The sequence below is a fragment of the Brevundimonas naejangsanensis genome (assembly GCF_000635915.2).
In the GTDB taxonomy this organism is placed as follows: Bacteria; Pseudomonadota; Alphaproteobacteria; order Caulobacterales; family Caulobacteraceae; genus Brevundimonas; species Brevundimonas sanguinis.
The window spans coordinates 1208226-1225243 of record NZ_CP015614.1 but is presented as its reverse complement, the minus strand read 5'-3'; the positions used below and the strand labels follow the sequence as shown (position 1 = coordinate 1225243).

The window sequence follows — 17018 nt, the reverse complement described above, 5'->3', positions numbered from 1 at the left end:
CGTGACGGACATTCTGATGCCGGCGCTGTCCCCCACGATGGAAGAGGGCACGCTGACCAAGTGGCACATCAAGGCTGGCGACGTCGTGTCGGCCGGTCAGGTGATCGCCGAGATCGAAACCGACAAGGCGACGATGGAAGTCGAAGCCGTCGATGAGGGCGAAGTGCTGGAAATCCTGGTGCCGGAAGGCTCCGAGGGCGTGAAGGTCAATACGCCGATTGCGCGCCTGGCGGGCGAAGACGGCGCTGCTGCGCCCGCGCCCAAGGCCGAGGCTGCTGCGGCCGCCGCCCCCCAGGTCAAGGCTGAAGGCGCGCCTGCCGACGCCCCGGCGAAGCCCAAGGTCGAACTGCGTGACCCGGAAATTCCGGCGGACGCCAAGCTGGTGAAGACGACCATCCGCGACGCCCTGCGCGACGCCATGGCCGAAGAGATGCGCCGCGACGAGAACGTCTTCCTGATGGGCGAGGAAGTCGCCCAGTATCAGGGGGCTTATAAGGTCAGCCGCGACCTGCTGCAGGAATTCGGCGACCGCCGCGTGGTGGATACCCCGATCACCGAGCACGGCTTCGCCGGCCTGGGCGTCGGCGCCGCCTTCGCGGGCCTGAAGCCGATCGTGGAGTTCATGACCTGGAACTTCGCCATGCAGGCGATCGACCACATCATCAACTCGGCGGCCAAGACGCTGTACATGTCGGGCGGCCAGATGGGCTGCCCCATCGTGTTCCGCGGCCCGAACGGCGCCGCTTCGCGCGTGGCGGCTCAGCACAGCCAGGACTATTCCGCCTGGTACGCTCAAATTCCGGGCCTGAAGGTCGTGGCGCCCTATGACGCAGCCGACGCCAAGGGCCTGCTGAAGGCGGCGATCCGCGACCCGAACCCGATCGTCTTCCTCGAACACGAGATGATGTACGGCCACGAGTTCGACGTCCCGGACGTCGAGGACTACATCGTGCCGATCGGCAAGGCCAAGGTTCGCCGCGAAGGTACGGACGTCACCATCACGGCCCACAGCCGCATGGTCGGATTCGCCCTGCAGGCCGCCGAACAACTGGCCGGCGAGGGCATTTCGGTCGAGGTCGTCGACATTCGCACCCTGCGTCCGCTGGACCACGAGACCATCGTCGAGAGCGTCAAGAAGACCAACCGCCTGGTCTCGGCCGAAGAGGGCTGGGGTCCGATGGGCGTCGGCGCCGAAGTGGTCGCCCGCGTGATCGAGCACGCCTTCGACTACCTGGACGCCCCGCCGCTACGCGTGCACCAGGAAGACGTGCCGCTGCCCTACGCCGCCAATCTGGAAGCCCTGTCTCTGCCGGGCGTCGACAAGATCGTCGCCGCCGTGAAGAAGGTGATGGCGTGACGGAGGCCGCAGAGTTCGAACTGGCCGTGCCGGACAGCGTCGCTGCTGACGCCGATGCGGTCGAGCTGCTGCGCATGTGGTGGTCGAACAACGAGCCGGTGATGTCGGTGAAGCCCGCCTTCGCCGACCCCATCAAGTTCGGGGAACTGCTGGCTTACGCCGCGCGGCACATGGCGCATGGCTACGCCGTGCGTCACGGCCACAATGAGAAGGCCGCCTATGACCGCATCCTTCAAGGGCTCAGCGACGTGATCAAGGCCGATAACGTCCGCACCGTCGCCGAGCCGGTTTCACCGCAAGCGGGGAACGCCTGATGACCGATATCCTGATGCCCGCCCTGTCCCCGACGATGGAAGAGGGCGTGCTGGCCAAGTGGCACGTCAAGGTCGGCGACACCGTCTCGGCCGGCGACGTGATCGCCGAGATCGAGACCGACAAGGCGACGATGGAAGTCGAAGCCGTCGATGAAGGCGAAGTGCTCGAAATCCTGGTGCCGGAAGGCGCCGAGGGCGTGAAGGTCAACACGCCGATCGCCCGCCTGTCCGGCGACGACGTGGCGCCTGCGCCCAAGAAGGCTGATGCTCCGGCAGAGGCCCCCAAGGCTGAAGCGCCGAAGGCGGAGGCTCCCAAGGCTGAGACCGCGCCCGCTCCGGCCGCGCCGAAGTCTGACGACGGCGGACGCATCTTCGCCTCGCCGCTGGCGCGCCGTCTGGCCGCCCAGGCCGGTCTGGACCTGAAGACCGTCAAGGGCACCGGCCCGCACGGCCGCATCGTCAAGCGCGACGTGGAGGCCGCAGGCAAGGGCGGCGCTCAACCGGCCGCCGCTGCTGCGCCCGCGACCTCCGCTGAACCGCGCAAGGCTCTGTCGTTGGCTCAGATGGGCATCGCGGACGGAACCTACGACCTGATCCCGCTGGACGGCATGAAGAAGGCCGTCGCCCGCCGCATGGTGGACAGCGTTCAGAACGTGCCGCACTTCCCGCTGTTCATCGACGTCGAGATCGACCAGCTGATGGCCGTTCGCGCCAAGGTCAACAAGATGCTGGAGCCGCAGGGGATCAAGGTCTCCGTCAACGACTTCGTCATCAAGGCGGCCGCTCTGGCGCTGAAGATGGTGCCGGAGGCCAACGCCTCCTACACCCCCGAAGGCATCGCCATGCACCACAACGCCGACGTCTCCATGGCGGTGGCGATCGACGGCGGCCTGATCACCCCGATCATCAAGAAGGCCGAGACCAAGGGCCTTGCGCAGATCGCGACCGAGTCCAAGGACCTGGCCAAGCGCGCGCGTGAGCGCAAGCTGAAGCCGGAAGAGTTCCAGGGCGGCACTTTCTCGGTGTCCAACCTGGGCATGTTCGGCATCAAGCAGTTCACCTCGATCATCAATGAGCCGCAGGGCTGCATTATGAGCGTGGGCGCCGGCGAACAACGCCCGGTCGTCAAGGACGGTCAACTGGCCGTGGCCACGGTCATGACCGTCACCCTGACCTGCGATCACCGCGTGGTCGACGGCGCGACGGGCGCTCGCTTCCTGCAGGTGTTCAAGCCGCTGATCGAAGATCCCGTGGCGATGCTGGCGTAAGGGAGCCGAGAGGTCATGACCTCGGTCTATGACTTCTCCGCCCGGGCCATCGATGGCGCGGACGTGTCGCTAGATCGCTTTCGCGGTCAGGCGTTGCTGATCGTGAATACGGCGTCGAAATGCGGCTTCACCGGCCAATACGCCGGGCTGGAGAAGCTGCATCGCGATCTGATTGACGCGCCGTTCGAAGTCCTGGGCTTTCCCTGCAACCAGTTCGGCCAGCAGGAGCCGGGCGGGGCGGCGGAAATCGCCGCCTTCTGCGCCAGCAGCTTCGACGTGACCTTCCCCTTGTTCGACAAGGTCGAGGTCAACGGGCCTGAACGCCACCCCCTCTACGCCTGGCTGACGGCGCAGAAGAGGGGCTTCCTCGGCTCGCGCGCCATCAAGTGGAACTTCACCAAGTTCCTGACCGACCGCGAAGGCCGCGTCGTCGCGCGCTATTCGCCCCAGACTGAACCTGAGGCCATCAAGGCCGACATCGAAAAGTTGATCTGATCATGGCTGCTGAATTTGATCTCGTCGTCATCGGCTCGGGCCCCGGCGGTTACGTCGCGGCCATCCGCGCCAGCCAACTGGGCCAGAAGGTCGCCATCGTCGAGCGCGAGAACCTCGGCGGCATTTGCCTGAACTGGGGCTGCATCCCGACCAAGGCCCTGCTGAAGTCGGCCGAGAAGTACGAGAGCCTGTCGCACCTGAAGGACTACGGCCTGTCCGCCTCGGGCGCGTCCTTCGACTTCGACGCCATCATCCAGCGTTCGCGCGGCGTGGCCAAGCAACTGAATCAGGGCGTCGGCTTCCTGATGAAGAAGAACAAGATCGAGGTCATCGAGGGCGAGGCCAAGCTCGAGAAAGGCGCCGCAGCGCCGAAGGTCGTCGTGGCTCTGAAGGCCGGCGGCTCGCGCGCCATCGAAGCCAAGGCGGTCGTGCTGGCCGTCGGCGCCCGCGCCCGCGCCCTGCCGCAGATCGGGCTTGAGGCCGACGGCGACAAGATATGGGCCTATCGCGACGCCCTGGCGCCGAAGAAACTGCCCAAGACCTTCGTGGTCATCGGTTCCGGCGCCATCGGCATCGAGTTCGCCAGCTTCTATCGCGCCCTGGGCGCCGAGGTGACGGTCATTGAAGCCGTCGACCGCATCATGCCGGTCGAAGATGAGGAGGTCTCCAAGGCCGCTCAGAAGGGCTTCGAAAGGCGCGGCATCAAGTTCAAGCTCGGCGCCAAGGTGACGAAGGTCTCCAAGGATTCCAAGGGTGTGAAGGTCGATCTTGAAGTCAACGGCAAGGTCGAAAGCCTGGAAGCCGAGGTCTGCATCTCGGCCGTCGGCATCACCGCCAACACCGACGGCATCGGCCTTGAGGCGCTGGGCGTCGAACTGGACCGCGGCCATATCAAGACCGACAGCCACTGCCAGACCAATGTGAAGGGCCTGTACGCCATCGGCGACTGCGCCGGCGCGCCCTGGCTGGCGCACAAGGCCTCGCACGAAGGCATTCACGCCGCCGAACACATCGCCGGCTACAAGACGCCGAACGTCAACTCGCCCATCGCCGGCTGCACCTACGCCCAGCCGCAGGTCGCCTCGGTGGGCGTGACGGAGCAGGGAGCTCGCGCCGAGAAGCGCGAGGTCAAGATCGGCCGCTTCCCCTTCAAGGTGAACGGCAAGGCCATCGCGGCGGGCGAAACCGAAGGCTTCGTCAAGGTCATCTTCGACGCCAAGACCGGCGCCCTGATCGGCGCCCACATGATCGGCGCTGACGTCACCGAGATGATCCAGGGCTACGTCACCGCCATCACGATGGAAGCCACCGAGGAAGACATCCACGGCATCGTCTATCCGCACCCGACCATGTCCGAGGCCATGCACGAGGCCGCGCTCGACGCCTATGGACGCGTCATCCACATCTAAGGCCGGTTGTTAGAAAATCTGAACTGTGGCTAAGAGGGTCGCTCCTCGCCACGGTTCGGATTTTCCATGATTGTCGCGCCTGACGTCCTCGGCCTGATCGGCAACACGCCTCTGGTGCGCCTCAAGCGCGCCTCGGAGGCGACGGGCTGTGAAATTCTGGGCAAGGCCGAGTTTCTGAACGTCGGGGGCTCGATCAAGGATCGCGCCGCGCTCAGCATCATCCGGGCCGCGCGGGCGTCTGGCGCTCTCAGGCCCGGCGGGACAATTGTCGAAGGCACGGCCGGCAACACGGGCGTGGGCCTGGGGCTGGTTGGCGCGGCCCTGGGCCACCCCGTCGTCATCGTCATGCCCCGCACCCAGACCGAAGAAAAGAAGCGCGCCGTCCGCCTTCATGGCGCGCGCCTGATCGAGGTCGATCCGGCGCCCTTCGCCAGCCCCAACCACTTCGTCCATTTTTCACGGCGTCTTGCAGAAGAACTGAACGAAAGCGAACCGAACGGCGCCTTCTACGCCGACCAGTTCGACAATCAGGCCAACCGCCTGGCCCACTATGAGGCCACCGGCCCGGAGATTTGGAAACAGACCGACGGCCGCGTCGACGCCTTCATCTGCGCCGTCGGGTCGGGCGGAACCCTTGCGGGCACGGCCGCCTATCTGCGCGAACGCAAGGCTGATGTGCGCATCGGTCTGGCCGACGTGCCGGGCGCCTCGCTCTACAGCTGGTTCACCGATGGCGTGTTGAAAGGCGAGGGGACCTCCATCGCCGAGGGCATCGGCGTCAACCGTATCACGGGCAATCTGCAGGGCCTGTCAGTCGACCATGCCTATCGGATCGAGGACGCCGAATTCCTGCCAATCCTGTTCGACCTGGTAAGAGAAGAAGGCCTGTCGCTTGGCCCGTCCAGCGGCGTCAACATCGCCGGCGCCATCCGACTGGCCCGCGATCTCGGTCCAGGCCGCACCATCGTGACGGTGCTGTGCGACTCTGGCCAGCGCTACGGCAGCAAGATCTATGACCCGGCCTTCCTGGCCGCTCGAAACCTGCCTACGCCCCAGTGGATGAGCTGATGACGCGCCGCAAGACCCCATCCGCGCAGGAGAGCCGCATCCCGCCGCTGAATGCGCTCAAGGCGTTCGAGGCGGCGGCCAGACGCCTGAACATCACGCGCGCGGCTGAGGAGCTGTCCGTCACGCCCGGCGCCGTCAGCCAGCAGATCCGCATCCTCGAGGAACACGCCGGAGCGCCTCTGTTTCACCGCGAGGGCCGTCAGATCGCCCTGACTGAGCTGGGCGCCGAGCTCTATCCCCTGCTGCGTGACGGCTTCGACTATCTGAAACGGGCAGGGGACCTGCTCTATCGTCCAGAGCGTCGCCACGCCTTGTCGATTAGCGTGCCGCCGTCGTTCGCCGCCAAATGGCTGGCGCCGCGCATTGCGCGCTTCTCGGCAGCCCATCCCGAGATCGAGGTCTGGATGTCGGCCGACATGCGGCTGGCTGACTTCAGCGGCGGCCGGGTCGATGTCGCGGTGCGCTATGGTCGGGGCGACTATTCAGGCGTGCGATCCGAATATCTGCTGAACGCCGACGTAACGCCGGTTTGCGCGCCCAGCCTGATGGCGGGCTCAAGGCCGCTGCGAAAAGCGGCTGATCTGGCGCAACATGTGCTGATCCACCTGAGGCCCAGCGAACTGGAGGAGCCGCGACCGGACTGGGGCGCCTGGTTGAAGGCGCGCGGCTTGAGCGACATCGATGTCCAGGCCGGTCCGCGTTTCGATCAGACAGCCCTGGCGATCGAAGCGGCGGCTCACGGCCAGGGCGTAGCCTTGGCGCCTTATGCGTTTGTCGCCGACGACCTTGCAGCCGGCCGACTGGTTGCGCCGTTCGCCGACGGAGCCTTGACGACCGATTTCGCGTACCACGTCCTAATCAAACGCAGCGGGGCTACGGCGGCCGCACGGACGTTCGTGACCTGGCTGAAAGATGAAGTGCGCGCAGCGGCTGAGGCCGGAGTGGACGATCTGTAGGGAGATGGATCCGGTTATCGCCTAAGGTATATTATGCGAAGGCCGACCAAGTTCATTTCCGTTGCAACATGAGCTCAAGCCCAAGCTGCGCAGCCATTCAAAACAGCGCAGCAGCTTGGGCTTGGGCGGGCTCCATTCGACACGTATGCCCTTGATCATTCCCGTCTAATCCTGCTGAAGCTACGACAGCTACGGTTGGTTGTGTGTTTTGGCGTATGAGTTTGATCCCAGCATCCTTGCGCGGTCCAGTATGCACCGATGCGCTCGGGCTACCTCGGTATGCCGCAACGATATGGCTTGATTTTCTCAACGCACACCAGGCCATCGCGACGCGCGAAAAACATGCCTTTGCTATATCCCAACTCTATCATGATGCTGAACGCCTGAATCCGCCAGTCGACCTCGATCGAGCGCTTGTTGCTGCGGATCTCAACGCTATCCAACGCGTACTGTCCTCAGCCTTGTTAGGTCATCAGTCTCAAACGGCGCCGGAGAAGCGTTGGGCGCTCCAAAGGCGCTTCGTGTTCGGTGTCCTAAGTATGATTAACGGGGCCGATCCTCGAGATCTATCGAAGGACCTGCAGCGTCTTCAGCGCTCCTATTCGCAGCTACGCGCCCAGCCAAAAGCAGCTACTGCGTCGATCCAAGTAAAGTCCTTGCCTGCCATTGTCCTAGAAGATGTGTTTGACATCGTGAACCCCGACAGCGAGAGAAATCCGTTTCGCACTGAGACAAATCGGTGGCGGAATTATGCCATGGCTCTAATGCTATTCCAGCTTGGCTTGCGTCGCAGTGAATTGCTTCTTCTTACACCCGATAGCCTTCAGAATGAGTTCGATTTTCGCACGGGAGAACAGGTATTTTGGGTCAGTATTCGCCCGCCAGAGCACGAAGATCGACGATCCAGTTCACCGCAACTGAAGAACCATTGGGCAAGCCGCGACCTGCCGCTGTCGAGAGCACTTACAGCAGCGATTGACAACTATATCGTTCATTATCGCGGTGACCCGGCGCATGGGTACCTATTCTCTTCGCAGGAAGGGGCTCCGATATCCAAGCAGTCTCTCAATGAGATATTCCTGAAGATAAAACGGAGTCTTTCTGCTCAGGCGCGCAATGCCTTGGCCGCGCGAGCTAATGACCAACTCTCGCCCCACTCGCTTCGACACACAGCAGCTGTAGTCAGGTATCAACGATTTTCGGAGGGCGGGATGGAGTTTGAGGAAATAGGGCGCAGGATTCGTCCCTTTATGGGGTGGGCTCCAGGTTCAGAAATGCCATTTCACTATGCTCGCGCATTCTTCGAGCCGCGCTACGCGAAGATGTGGAACGAAAGTTTCGATGACACTCTGGCAGCGTTGCGAAGCGGAGTGTGGAGCTAGTGGTGCAGTATTCACTTTTTCCGCTCGATCAACAGCCCCCTCCCCTCCCTGCTTTGCCGGCCATGCCGCCCTTGGTCAGGTACAGGGATCGTTACGGCCGCAAAGATGTGACGCTTAAACAGCCTGCTCTGAGCGAGTGGTCGCTGCACATTAATGGAGGTATTAGAAACCTCAGATTGAGCTTTGATCACCCATGGATCGATCAGTTTATCCGGGCGCATTTAGCTGACAGATTAATTGAAGGTTCGGTTACAACCGTAATGAACTACGGCCATCGCTATATAGCGATGCACGACGAGGGAAAGCTTCACGCGATAGTGTTTGCGGTTGCGACTTTGACCCCTAACGATTTTCAAAAACTATGGATCGATCAGTTCCGAGATCAACTATCTAGGCATGACGCTGTTGCGATAAGATCTGCGATACGTTTCGCGTGCGCTTGGGAAATTGGACGCTGGCATCCCGCTGATTTGGATTTTGTTCGCGCGCTTCCTGGACACGATCTGGATAAATATAAAGGCGTTCGAGACGCCTCGAGCTTTCTTCCCACTGCTTCGCAAAGCCAGATAGTAGAATTTATCGATCAAACGGTTCGTAACCTAGACAGTTCGGGTTCAGATCGAATTCGAGTTGCGGCCATCTTGGCCCTGTCTTTCCAGTTCGGCCTTCGGCGCACTCAAATTGCATCGCTAGAGATGTCTGACTTTACTTTTCACAGCGATGACGCGTTGCATATACGTGTCGAGTTGTTGAAGCAGCGGCGTCAGAAAGTCGGCAGGTTGGTGACGCGGCGAATGCAGCAGAGTTGGGTACCGATCCTCCGGCGATGGATTGCCTGCCGTCCGGCTGGTGAAGTCAAGTTCTTTGGCCTAGCACCAGAGCGGATCGGCACTTTGATTGCCGACGCATTGCTTGAAATCACAGGGGCCAGTTACTCAAGCCAGACCCTTCGACACACCAGTGCTCAACGCCTTGTCGACGCTGGAATTTCACACGAGTCTCTGAGCGATTTTCTTGGGCATACAGATACGACAGCCGCCCAAGTGTATTTTGCCGCGTCTCAGAACCAGGCCAAACTGGTGAACATGGCGTTGGGCTATTCGCCCACATATCAAGGCGTCGCTGCTGCGGCCCGCGGTGATATGATCACGGCCGCACAGCTTCTCTCAAGACCAGTTGATCAGCAGATTTCAGGGATGCCTCACGGCGTCCCGATTTCGGGGATCGGCGCCTGCCAAGCAGGGCAATCGTCATGCCAGAGGAACCCAGTCCTAGCTTGCTATACTTGTCACAAGTTTCTCCCTGTGGCTGATCCTGAAGTGCACGCAACACTGTTGGTTGAAATGCGGGATGTCGTGCGTTCATTTGACCAACCACAACTTATAGATCGCGTTAGTCCGGCAATGATGCAGCTCCGTGTCACGCTCGAAGCCATAGAAGAGGTCGTCGGGATGGCGAGTGCTGGTGCATCACATGCCGTCTGAACTGGACTCTTTCATTCTTCGTGCGCAGCAGATTGCAATTGATCATCAGCTGGACTGGGAGGTTCCATACGATCTGGAGGACGGACGCATCCCTCGCGAGAGCTGGTGGGACTTGCGCGCTGCGGCGAAGCATGGCGCTGGAGAGCGCGCATTCCTCTCGACATTCGGAACTCTCGGGTCGGGTGCGGCGGCGCTCCAAACGCTGTGTGGTGGAGTTATGCCTGCCGTCATGGGACGTGATTGGATCGAACTCTACAAGGCGCTTTTGCTGCACGATCTTTTCGTAAAGCGAAACAAGCCCAGGAACGGGATCTCTAACCTGGGCAACCCCTTCCGCCTTCTTGCTGGCTGCGTAGGGTCAGCATCGCCCTCGCAAATAACCTCCGATCAGGTGCGTTTGGCCTACAATGTTGGGCTCATGGCGAGCACTTCGGGGCAGTGGGCTCGCTTGTTAAAGGGGATGATATCGGGCTGGTTTGATGCTTTTCAGTTAGCCGAACGTCGACCTCTGGCCCAATATTGTTCTGCCTATCCGGATAGGGCGCTCGTTCAAGAACAGGAGGCCAAGCTCGTCCAGGTGGCGCGGCGTCAGCTTGACACGAAGAGGCCTGACTCCCTTAGATCAAAACTAAGCATTCGTCATTTTGAGGATAAACTTCCTGAACAGGAAGATTTGTCGGAACTCGTTCGGATCGTGTTTAGCGAAACTCCGCGCACCACTTCAGATTTAATTCGATTCCATCAAGCAAGGGTACTTATTGTAACCGGTTTTAGAGTTGGAGAGTTAGTTCTCCTGCCCGAAAAAACACTCGTAAACAGGAATGACTCCCCGCCCCATCCGCGCATATACGGCCCACCGGAGCCAGGGACCGGCTTGCTTCATTTTGCTGAGAAGCAGCATCAGGATGGACCGGGACAAGAATTTGTCGAAGCTCTGCATCACGTGCCGAGCCTGCTCGCTCCTATTGTGCGAGAATCTGTAGCAGCCGTCCTTCGCGCAACGGCGCCACAAAGGCTCATGTTGCAGCGCCAACACGCCGAACAACGGCTTTTTGTCGGACTGTCTAACGACGATCTTCTCCCGTGGGCTGAAGCTTATCGCCGAATGTCTGGTATTATGCAGACGTCCCAGGAGCCTATCCCAGCAGACCTGCGCTCAAAATATCGCTCCAACTATGATCCCGCAATTTTGAACGAAATGCGCGATCATCAAGACCACCACGTTCACCAGAGCGGAGAACACAAGCAGGTCCGGGAATATTTCCGTCGCATGGAAGCTGCGTTGCAAAGGCCGATTCTTCGACGCAGCCGAGGAGAACTATTTAGTTTCGCTCTGAGGGAGAGGAATGACGGACGAGGTGTTTATATTCGCGCAGGCGACATGGAAGTTTACGCACGCGATCATCTTCAACTGAAATTGCCAGACGAGAGGGTGGTGCAGTTCGGCGAGAAAGATCTGCGTAGCGACGCTTTCCTTTTTCTGCTCCCTGGAAAGATCATCGCGGAAGAAAAGTACGATGCGATCGTCGATATCGACCGGTATTTTTCGGTGAAAAGGGCAGACAAAGCAGACCTAGAGCTACAGCTGGGCGGGAAGAATCCGGGCCTCATATTCAAAAAGTACGGCAAGAGCGAGCAGGCTAGATCGTTCTCAGTAAACCCTCATTCGTTGCGACATTTTCAGACCACTGAAATGTTCAAGTTGGGCGTGGCTGACACCATCATTACAAAGCGCTTCAATCGCACTTCGGTGGCTCAGAGCTACACTTATGACCATCGGTCTGTATCTGAACGCCTTGAGGAGATGGAGCCGGGACAGTCACGTCTGGCGGACGAAATGTTAGGCCCGAAAGCGCGCAAGGCGTTCGATCTGATACGCAGTAGAAAGATCCAAGGCCCTGTCGTTAAGCGGTTTCTGGAGCTTCAAACTATCATGGGCGATGAAGCGGCATTTGAATACCTTAATGCTGAAGCTGGATCTCTGCATATTACACCTTACGGATTTTGCCTTAATAGCTTCGCTGCCAGTCCGTGTTTGAAGCATCTCGAGTGCTTCAATAGCTGCTCGCACTTGGTTCGGACCGATGCGGCAGCGGAACAGGACAACTTGCAGACGTTGAAGCGCCGATTTGAGGTGCATATCGATAGGCTGAGGCAAACTGGGAGCCGCGCCCCTCATTTTCAAACACAGATGCAGCATGCGGAATCACGGCTCGCTGGAGTGAATGCGGCGTTGGACGCAGCTCCTGGCGAGAAGGTATTCCCTAGCTCTAACAGTCGCTATTTGCCACCCGAATGAATAAGCCCCCACATCCAAAGCAGGTTGAACTGGCCCGCATTCTCGAAGAGATGATTCTGCTCGACGAGACCATTACCTTCAACGCGGTGTCGCGTAAGGCCCAAAGTCACTTCCCCTTTGCGTCATCGCTTTCGAGGCCTTCAATGCTGAAGAATGCCGTTGAAGAAGCCCGGCGTCGGCAGAATGCGGTGAGGGTTCACGCCTCAAAGCTAAGCAAGTCTGGACCACTTGTAACCGCGGCAAGATTGAGCGCCGCCGAGGCCCGTGTCCGGGACTTGGAGGATCAGAACAAGTTGCTCATTGCCGGGCTTCGGGCATCATTGCTCGCCATCGGTCGCCTCGGGGGAGCCGCCGCATGGCAGGAGCACTTCCCTGTCTATAGCGAAGCCTTCAAGCAGCTACGCGAGTTGGGCGGAGTTCCGTCTGCCGAAGTTGCTCAACTTCCGTCGGCCATATCGTCAGATTGGGGCTGCAACAGAACCCAGGCTTCGACGCCCAAGCCGTCTGCCAAAGCGCCAATGCTGTCGATCGACAAATTGCGCTCCGATCGCTCGACAGAGCCCACATAGGTTCGATGGAGGTTCGACGCCGCGCCCAGGTCTTCCTGGCTTAGGTGCTTGGCGCGACGCAAGCGGCGCACGTTAGCCGCTACGATATTGCGAAGCCCCTCTCCTCTCCCCTCTGACATGAGCGGGAACGTCGATGGATGATGACTTTACGTCGACAGACGTTAAGTAGCATTCCATGGTCCTCACTGATGCTCCGGATTCTGAAGCCGACACCTCCCCAGCCTGGACGGTTCTGGTGGCCAATTCGGCCTGTGGTGAATTGTCTGCAATGGCGCGTAATGAGGGTATCTCGCTGCCCCAGTACGTTGCGGACCTAGTCTCGATGCGCGCCGCAGTCGAGCTAGTCGCACCATCCCCAACATGGTTGGCCATCCCGATCGATGTGGCCGCCATACAATTCACGCCATCGCCCGAGCTAGCTGAACGGATCGAGGCGCTCAGCCAAATCACTGGCCAGCATCATGACGTCATAGTTAGTAACCTCGCCAGCGGAGGTCCTCCCATGCCGCCGCCCCAACTACCACTAGGCTATTTGCGTACGGATCCAGGGCGCGGACGGATATTCGGTATGTATTTCGAGATTGCAGGATTCCAGTACTCGCTGATGCGCCATTTGGGGGGCGATGCGTTTCGCAATAGCCAGGCGTTGGATGCTGCATTTCTGGCGTTGGCTTCGCAGGCCGCGAGCACGGGGAAATTCATGAACGAGTCGATCTCCGAGGCCGCACGGCAGTTTGCTACCAAAGTCGTCATGATCGCCAATAGGCGGAGCGTTTCCCCTAGGGATGTAACGATGGCGGGTCGAAGCAAGGCAACGACCGGGCGCCGGGCCTCAACGGCATCCGAGACTGAAGGGGTTTCAAAAGCCGATCAGAACAGCGTTCCTAGACGCGCCAGTTCGCAACCTGCACATCAACCACGCGGAGGTGATCCTTTTGCAGCTTTCAGCGAGTGGCATGAGGATATCGACACCGAAGCATATAAGAACCTGTAATGACGCCGGTTCACGACGTTCAGCTTCACATGGCCGCGCGAATGAACGCAGCCCTTGCCTCAGAAGGTCCAAGCGCCGCACTGCTGTGTTTTATCGAGGACTTAGAGGAGTTTGGGTTGCTGGGGGATGTAGCGAAAGCAGCAGGGTTGACGTCACAGAGAGTTATAGGACTCCTCTCCGGCAAGCGAAGTCCACCATTCGCTACAGTCGTTACTCTATGGAAAGCGGCTGGGCTTCGGATCACGTTCAAAGCTGCACCAACAAGAGAAGGTTGATACTTCCGTAAATAAGGTAGCGGACGCACTCGCCTGTCAGGGATTGGCGTCCTAGCATCGTTAATAACCGCTGCCAGAAATGATCTGCGGATGATCCGACCAGGGCTTAAGGCACAGCCAAGCCGTCTGGATTTGGATGTCAGCGCGGTTGAAGACTGGAACGGGCTGTGCTGGGGCCTTACCCAGCCTGAGGTTGTTCATGCGTAGGTATCGAACAAGATAAGTCGGCTCCAAAGCGAACCTTATAACAGATTGCCATGGTTGCCTGACACCGTTAGCTACGCCCTGATGTCTCGGTCGATAATCAGATTGGCGAGAATTTTTGCGGCGCTGACCTTGGTCATCGCCGTCTTCGCCGTGATTCCGGCGACCGATGCCGCAGCCTGCGCCCCCGAGATCCCCGCTCTCGAGCAGGTGCTCGATGCTCATCCCGGCGATACGCATGACGGCCAGGGCGCCGAACCTGGGGCCTGCGCACACGGCCATTGCCACCATACGGCCAGCGAGCGTCACGCCATCCCCGAAGTCGACGTGACGGCGCCGCATGCGCCTGCCCCGCGCTTGATCCCCGGCGACGACACGACCGTGTCCTTCGCCCCCAACGGCCTCAAGCGCCCTCCCAGAGCCTGATCAGAAGCCTGCGCCTTCGCGCGCCCTCCTTCTGAATCAATTCTGGAAGTCCAAACATGTCTCCGACAATTCGTCGTCGGCCGCGCCTCGCGGCCGGCTGCGCGCTGGTCGTGCTCGCCGCCCTTGCGGCCGGGCCGGCCTGGGCCGAGCCTGCGCCCGCCTATGCCGAACTCCTGGCCCGCCTGGACCAGACGCCGGCCGCATCCGAAGCGGTCGCCCTGGTCGACGCCGCCGAGGCCCGTGTTCGACAGGCCCGCGTTCGGCCCAATCCCAATCTTTCCCTCACCGCCGAGAATGTCGGCGGCTCGGGTCCCTACTCTGGTTTCGGCGCGGCTGATCTCAGCCTCTCCTTCAGCCAGGATCTCGAACTGTGGGGGCGCAGGCCGGCGCGAGTGAACGTCGCCCGGGCCGAAGCAGGATCAGCGGCTCTTCGTCGCGACCTGACCCTCATTGACGCTGGCGGCCGACTGGCCCTGACCTACGCCGAGGCCGAAGCCGCCCAGCGCCGGACCCAACTGGCCGAGGAAGGTCTTTCCCTGGCACTGGCGGACGCGCGCGCCGCCCTGGCCCTTGTCGAGGAAGGACGCGAGCCTCTCCTGCGCGGGGTCCAGGCCGAGAGCGAAGCCGCCGCCGCCCGGGCCCGCCTGGACGAAGCCCAGGCCGAACGCCAGGCCGCCCTAGCCCGACTGACTGCTGTCGCCATGCTGCCCGCTCCGGCCACCTCGATCGAGGCCAGCCTGCTCGACGCCGCAGTCAGCGTCCAACCGACTCCGGTCGACAGCGCCCCGACGGTCCGTGTCGCGGAGTCCGAGGCCACGGCCGCCGAGCGCCGCATCGAGGTCGAGCGCATCAACGGCCGACCAGACGTCACCGCCAGCGTCGGCGTGACCCGGTACGGCTTGGAGGACGAGACCGCCTTGACTGTCGGCCTCAGCCTACCCCTGCCCCTGTTTAATAGGAACCGCGGCAATATTGATGCGGCCCGAGCCGAGTTCCGCGCCGCCGAGGCCCGCGTCCTCCAGGCGCGGCAGGACGCCAATGCAGACCGGTCGGCCGCGACGGCCCGCCTCGCCTCCTCAGGCAGCCGTGTCTCGGCGGCCGACGCAGGGGTGAAGGCGGCCGAAGAAGCCTACCGCCTGTCGCGGCTCGGCGCAGACGCCGGACGCATCTCCCAGCTCGAACTGCGCGTCAGCCGCACCGCCCTGATCAACGCACGCTCCGCCGCCGTCGACGCTCGCCTCTCGCGCGTCCGCGCCGAAATCGATCTGGCGCGCCTGGAAGGCCGCGCCCCGTTCCAAGGAAACTCCTGATGCGCCTCAAGACATCCAACAAGACCCTGTTGATCGGCGGCGTCGCCGCCCTGGTCCTTCTGGGCGGCGGGGGGCTCTATATGACCCTGCAGAAGCCGACGGCGACGCAGGCGGAAAAAGCCGCTCCGCCGAAGGCCGCGGACCAGGCCGAGGGCGAAGCGGGCCACGCCGACGAAGGCGAGACCCCGGAAGGCGTGGTCGAGCTCAGCGCCGAACAGCTCAAGGCGGCCGGCATCTCCGTCGTGGCGGTGTCCCGCGGCGGCGGCGGCGAGACGCGCCTGTCCGGCCGGGTCGAGGCCATGACGGACGCGCGCGCCGCCGTCGGCGCCATGGTCGGCGGCACGGTCGAGCGCGTGCTGGTGGCGCCGGGCCAGGCGGTTCGCGCCGGCCAGCCCCTGGTCAGCCTCGTCAGCGGCGAAGGCGCCGCCCTGCGCGCCGATATCGACGCCGCCTCGGCGGCGGCGACGGCGGCCCGCCAGGCCTTCCAGCGCAACCGCAACCTGGCCGACCAGGGCGTTGTCGCCCGTCAGGAGGTCGAGGCCTCCCAGGCCCAGGCCGCCAGCGCTGAGGCCATGGCCCGCGCCGCGCGGGCGCGGGCGACGGCCGCCGGCTCGCCCAACGCCTCGGGCCGGATGAGCGTGGTCAGCCCCATCTCGGGCGTTGTCACCAACGTCCAGGTGGGCCCGGGCGGCTTCGTGGCCCAGGGCGGCGTGGTCGCCGAGGTGACCAATCCGGCCCGCGTCGAACTCGTCTTCAACGCCCCGCCGCAACTGGCGGCCCAGGTCCGTGTCGGCTCACACATGCGCGTCACCGGCCCACAGGGCGAGTTCGACGCCCTGGTGGTCGGGGTCGCGGCCGACGCCGGCTTGCAGGATAGCGGCGCGACCGTGATCCGCGCCCGTCCGGACGGCGGCGGCCTGCCGCCGGCGGGTTCGCCCGTCACCGGCGCCGTGGTCACCGGAAATCCTGCCGGCGACGCCCTGACCGTGCCGTCCGAAGCGGTGCAGACAGTCGACGGCGCCACCGTGGTCTTCGTCCAGAATGATCACGGCTTCCGCGCACAGCCCGTCCTCGCGGGCCGTCAGGCCGGGGGCTCCACCGAGATCCTGCGCGGCCTGACCGGAGCCGAACGCGTCGCCTCGACCAACGCCTTCCTGCTCAAGGCCGAACTGGCCAAGGGCGAAGCCGAGCACGGCCACTAGGGGGAG

At 62.1% G+C, this 17018-nt stretch carries 15 protein-coding genes; 14 read left to right on the top strand and 1 reads right to left on the bottom strand.

Going from position 1 to position 17018, the window contains the following annotated elements:
* Position 1 precedes the first annotated feature (1 nt).
* The 10 genes from DA69_RS05795 to DA69_RS14550 all read left to right on the top strand — a co-directional run bounded on the left by DA69_RS05795 (position 2) and on the right by DA69_RS14550 (position 12032).
* Positions 2-1357 carry a pyruvate dehydrogenase complex E1 component subunit beta gene (locus DA69_RS05795; protein WP_025977006.1) on the top strand — a complete coding sequence of 452 codons (1356 nt, stop codon included), beginning with the start codon at positions 2-4 and terminating at the stop codon, positions 1355-1357.
* On the top strand, positions 1354-1671 hold the full coding sequence (locus tag DA69_RS05790; RefSeq protein ID WP_025977007.1) for a DUF5076 domain-containing protein: 318 nt from the start codon (positions 1354-1356) through the stop codon (positions 1669-1671). Before DA69_RS05795 ends, DA69_RS05790 begins: the two co-directional genes overlap by 4 nt.
* The gene (locus tag DA69_RS05785) at positions 1671-2939 is read left to right on the top strand and encodes a pyruvate dehydrogenase complex dihydrolipoamide acetyltransferase (RefSeq protein WP_025977008.1); all 1269 of its coding nucleotides are present in this window, start codon (positions 1671-1673) and stop codon (positions 2937-2939) included. Before DA69_RS05790 ends, DA69_RS05785 begins: the two co-directional genes overlap by 1 nt.
* A 15-nt stretch (positions 2940-2954) precedes the next feature.
* On the top strand, positions 2955-3434 hold the full coding sequence (locus DA69_RS05780) for a glutathione peroxidase (RefSeq protein WP_025977009.1): 480 nt from the start codon (positions 2955-2957) through the stop codon (positions 3432-3434).
* A gap of 2 nt (positions 3435-3436) precedes the next feature.
* Complete coding sequence (lpdA, locus tag DA69_RS05775; protein WP_025977010.1) at positions 3437-4843, top strand: dihydrolipoyl dehydrogenase; 1407 nt, start codon at positions 3437-3439, stop codon at positions 4841-4843.
* Positions 4844-4909: 66 nt separating this feature from the next.
* Positions 4910-5911: a cysteine synthase A gene (locus tag DA69_RS05770; protein ID WP_025977011.1), complete on the top strand. Its 1002-nt coding sequence runs from the start codon at positions 4910-4912 to the stop codon at positions 5909-5911.
* The gene (gcvA, locus tag DA69_RS05765) at positions 5911-6867 is read left to right on the top strand and encodes a transcriptional regulator GcvA (RefSeq protein WP_025977012.1); all 957 of its coding nucleotides are present in this window, start codon (positions 5911-5913) and stop codon (positions 6865-6867) included. The genes DA69_RS05770 and gcvA overlap by 1 nt, the downstream gene beginning before the upstream one ends.
* Positions 6868-7088: 221 nt before the next feature.
* Entirely contained in the window at positions 7089-8249 is a 1161-nt protein-coding gene (locus DA69_RS14340) for a site-specific integrase (RefSeq protein ID WP_167349643.1), read from the top strand.
* A 2-nt stretch (positions 8250-8251) separates the two neighbouring features.
* On the top strand, positions 8252-9733 hold the full coding sequence (locus DA69_RS14335) for a site-specific integrase (protein ID WP_145915904.1): 1482 nt from the start codon (positions 8252-8254) through the stop codon (positions 9731-9733).
* Entirely contained in the window at positions 9723-12032 is a 2310-nt protein-coding gene (locus tag DA69_RS14550; protein WP_145915903.1) for a hypothetical protein, read from the top strand. Before DA69_RS14335 ends, DA69_RS14550 begins: the two co-directional genes overlap by 11 nt.
* A gap of 436 nt (positions 12033-12468) precedes the next feature.
* On the opposite strand, the gene DA69_RS05755 is transcribed toward DA69_RS14550, so the two are convergent.
* Positions 12469-12720 carry a helix-turn-helix domain-containing protein gene (locus DA69_RS05755; RefSeq protein ID WP_025977014.1) on the bottom strand — a complete coding sequence of 84 codons (252 nt, stop codon included), beginning with the start codon at positions 12718-12720 and terminating at the stop codon, positions 12469-12471.
* Between the two features lie 56 nt (positions 12721-12776).
* On the opposite strand from DA69_RS05755, the gene DA69_RS14545 reads away from it, so the two are divergent.
* The 4 genes from DA69_RS14545 (at position 12777) to DA69_RS05740 (ending at position 17012) form a co-directional block, all read left to right on the top strand.
* Complete coding sequence (locus DA69_RS14545; RefSeq protein WP_145915902.1) at positions 12777-13595, top strand: hypothetical protein; 819 nt, start codon at positions 12777-12779, stop codon at positions 13593-13595.
* 611 nt (positions 13596-14206) lie between these two features.
* The gene (locus DA69_RS05750; RefSeq protein WP_145915901.1) at positions 14207-14500 is read left to right on the top strand and encodes a hypothetical protein; all 294 of its coding nucleotides are present in this window, start codon (positions 14207-14209) and stop codon (positions 14498-14500) included.
* Between the two features lie 56 nt (positions 14501-14556).
* Entirely contained in the window at positions 14557-15810 is a 1254-nt protein-coding gene (locus DA69_RS05745) for a TolC family protein (RefSeq protein ID WP_025977016.1), read from the top strand.
* Complete coding sequence (locus tag DA69_RS05740) at positions 15810-17012, top strand: efflux RND transporter periplasmic adaptor subunit (protein WP_025977017.1); 1203 nt, start codon at positions 15810-15812, stop codon at positions 17010-17012. The genes DA69_RS05745 and DA69_RS05740 overlap by 1 nt, the downstream gene beginning before the upstream one ends.
* The last annotated feature ends 6 nt before the right edge of the window (positions 17013-17018 follow it).

Coding starts and splice junctions, on each gene's coding strand:
- DA69_RS05785 (WP_025977008.1), top strand. CDS start 1,671: ATGACCGATATCCTGATGCCCGCCCTGTCCCCGACGATGGAAGAGGGC.
- DA69_RS05780 (WP_025977009.1), top strand. CDS start 2,955: ATGACCTCGGTCTATGACTTCTCCGCCCGGGCCATCGATGGCGCGGAC.
- lpdA (WP_025977010.1), top strand. CDS start 3,437: ATGGCTGCTGAATTTGATCTCGTCGTCATCGGCTCGGGCCCCGGCGGT.
- DA69_RS05770 (WP_025977011.1), top strand. CDS start 4,910: ATGATTGTCGCGCCTGACGTCCTCGGCCTGATCGGCAACACGCCTCTG.
- gcvA (WP_025977012.1), top strand. CDS start 5,911: ATGACGCGCCGCAAGACCCCATCCGCGCAGGAGAGCCGCATCCCGCCG.
- DA69_RS14550 (WP_145915903.1), top strand. CDS start 9,723: ATGCCGTCTGAACTGGACTCTTTCATTCTTCGTGCGCAGCAGATTGCA.
- DA69_RS05755 (WP_025977014.1), bottom strand. CDS start 12,720: ATGTCAGAGGGGAGAGGAGAGGGGCTTCGCAATATCGTAGCGGCTAAC.
- DA69_RS14545 (WP_145915902.1), top strand. CDS start 12,777: ATGGTCCTCACTGATGCTCCGGATTCTGAAGCCGACACCTCCCCAGCC.
- DA69_RS05745 (WP_025977016.1), top strand. CDS start 14,557: ATGTCTCCGACAATTCGTCGTCGGCCGCGCCTCGCGGCCGGCTGCGCG.
- DA69_RS05740 (WP_025977017.1), top strand. CDS start 15,810: ATGCGCCTCAAGACATCCAACAAGACCCTGTTGATCGGCGGCGTCGCC.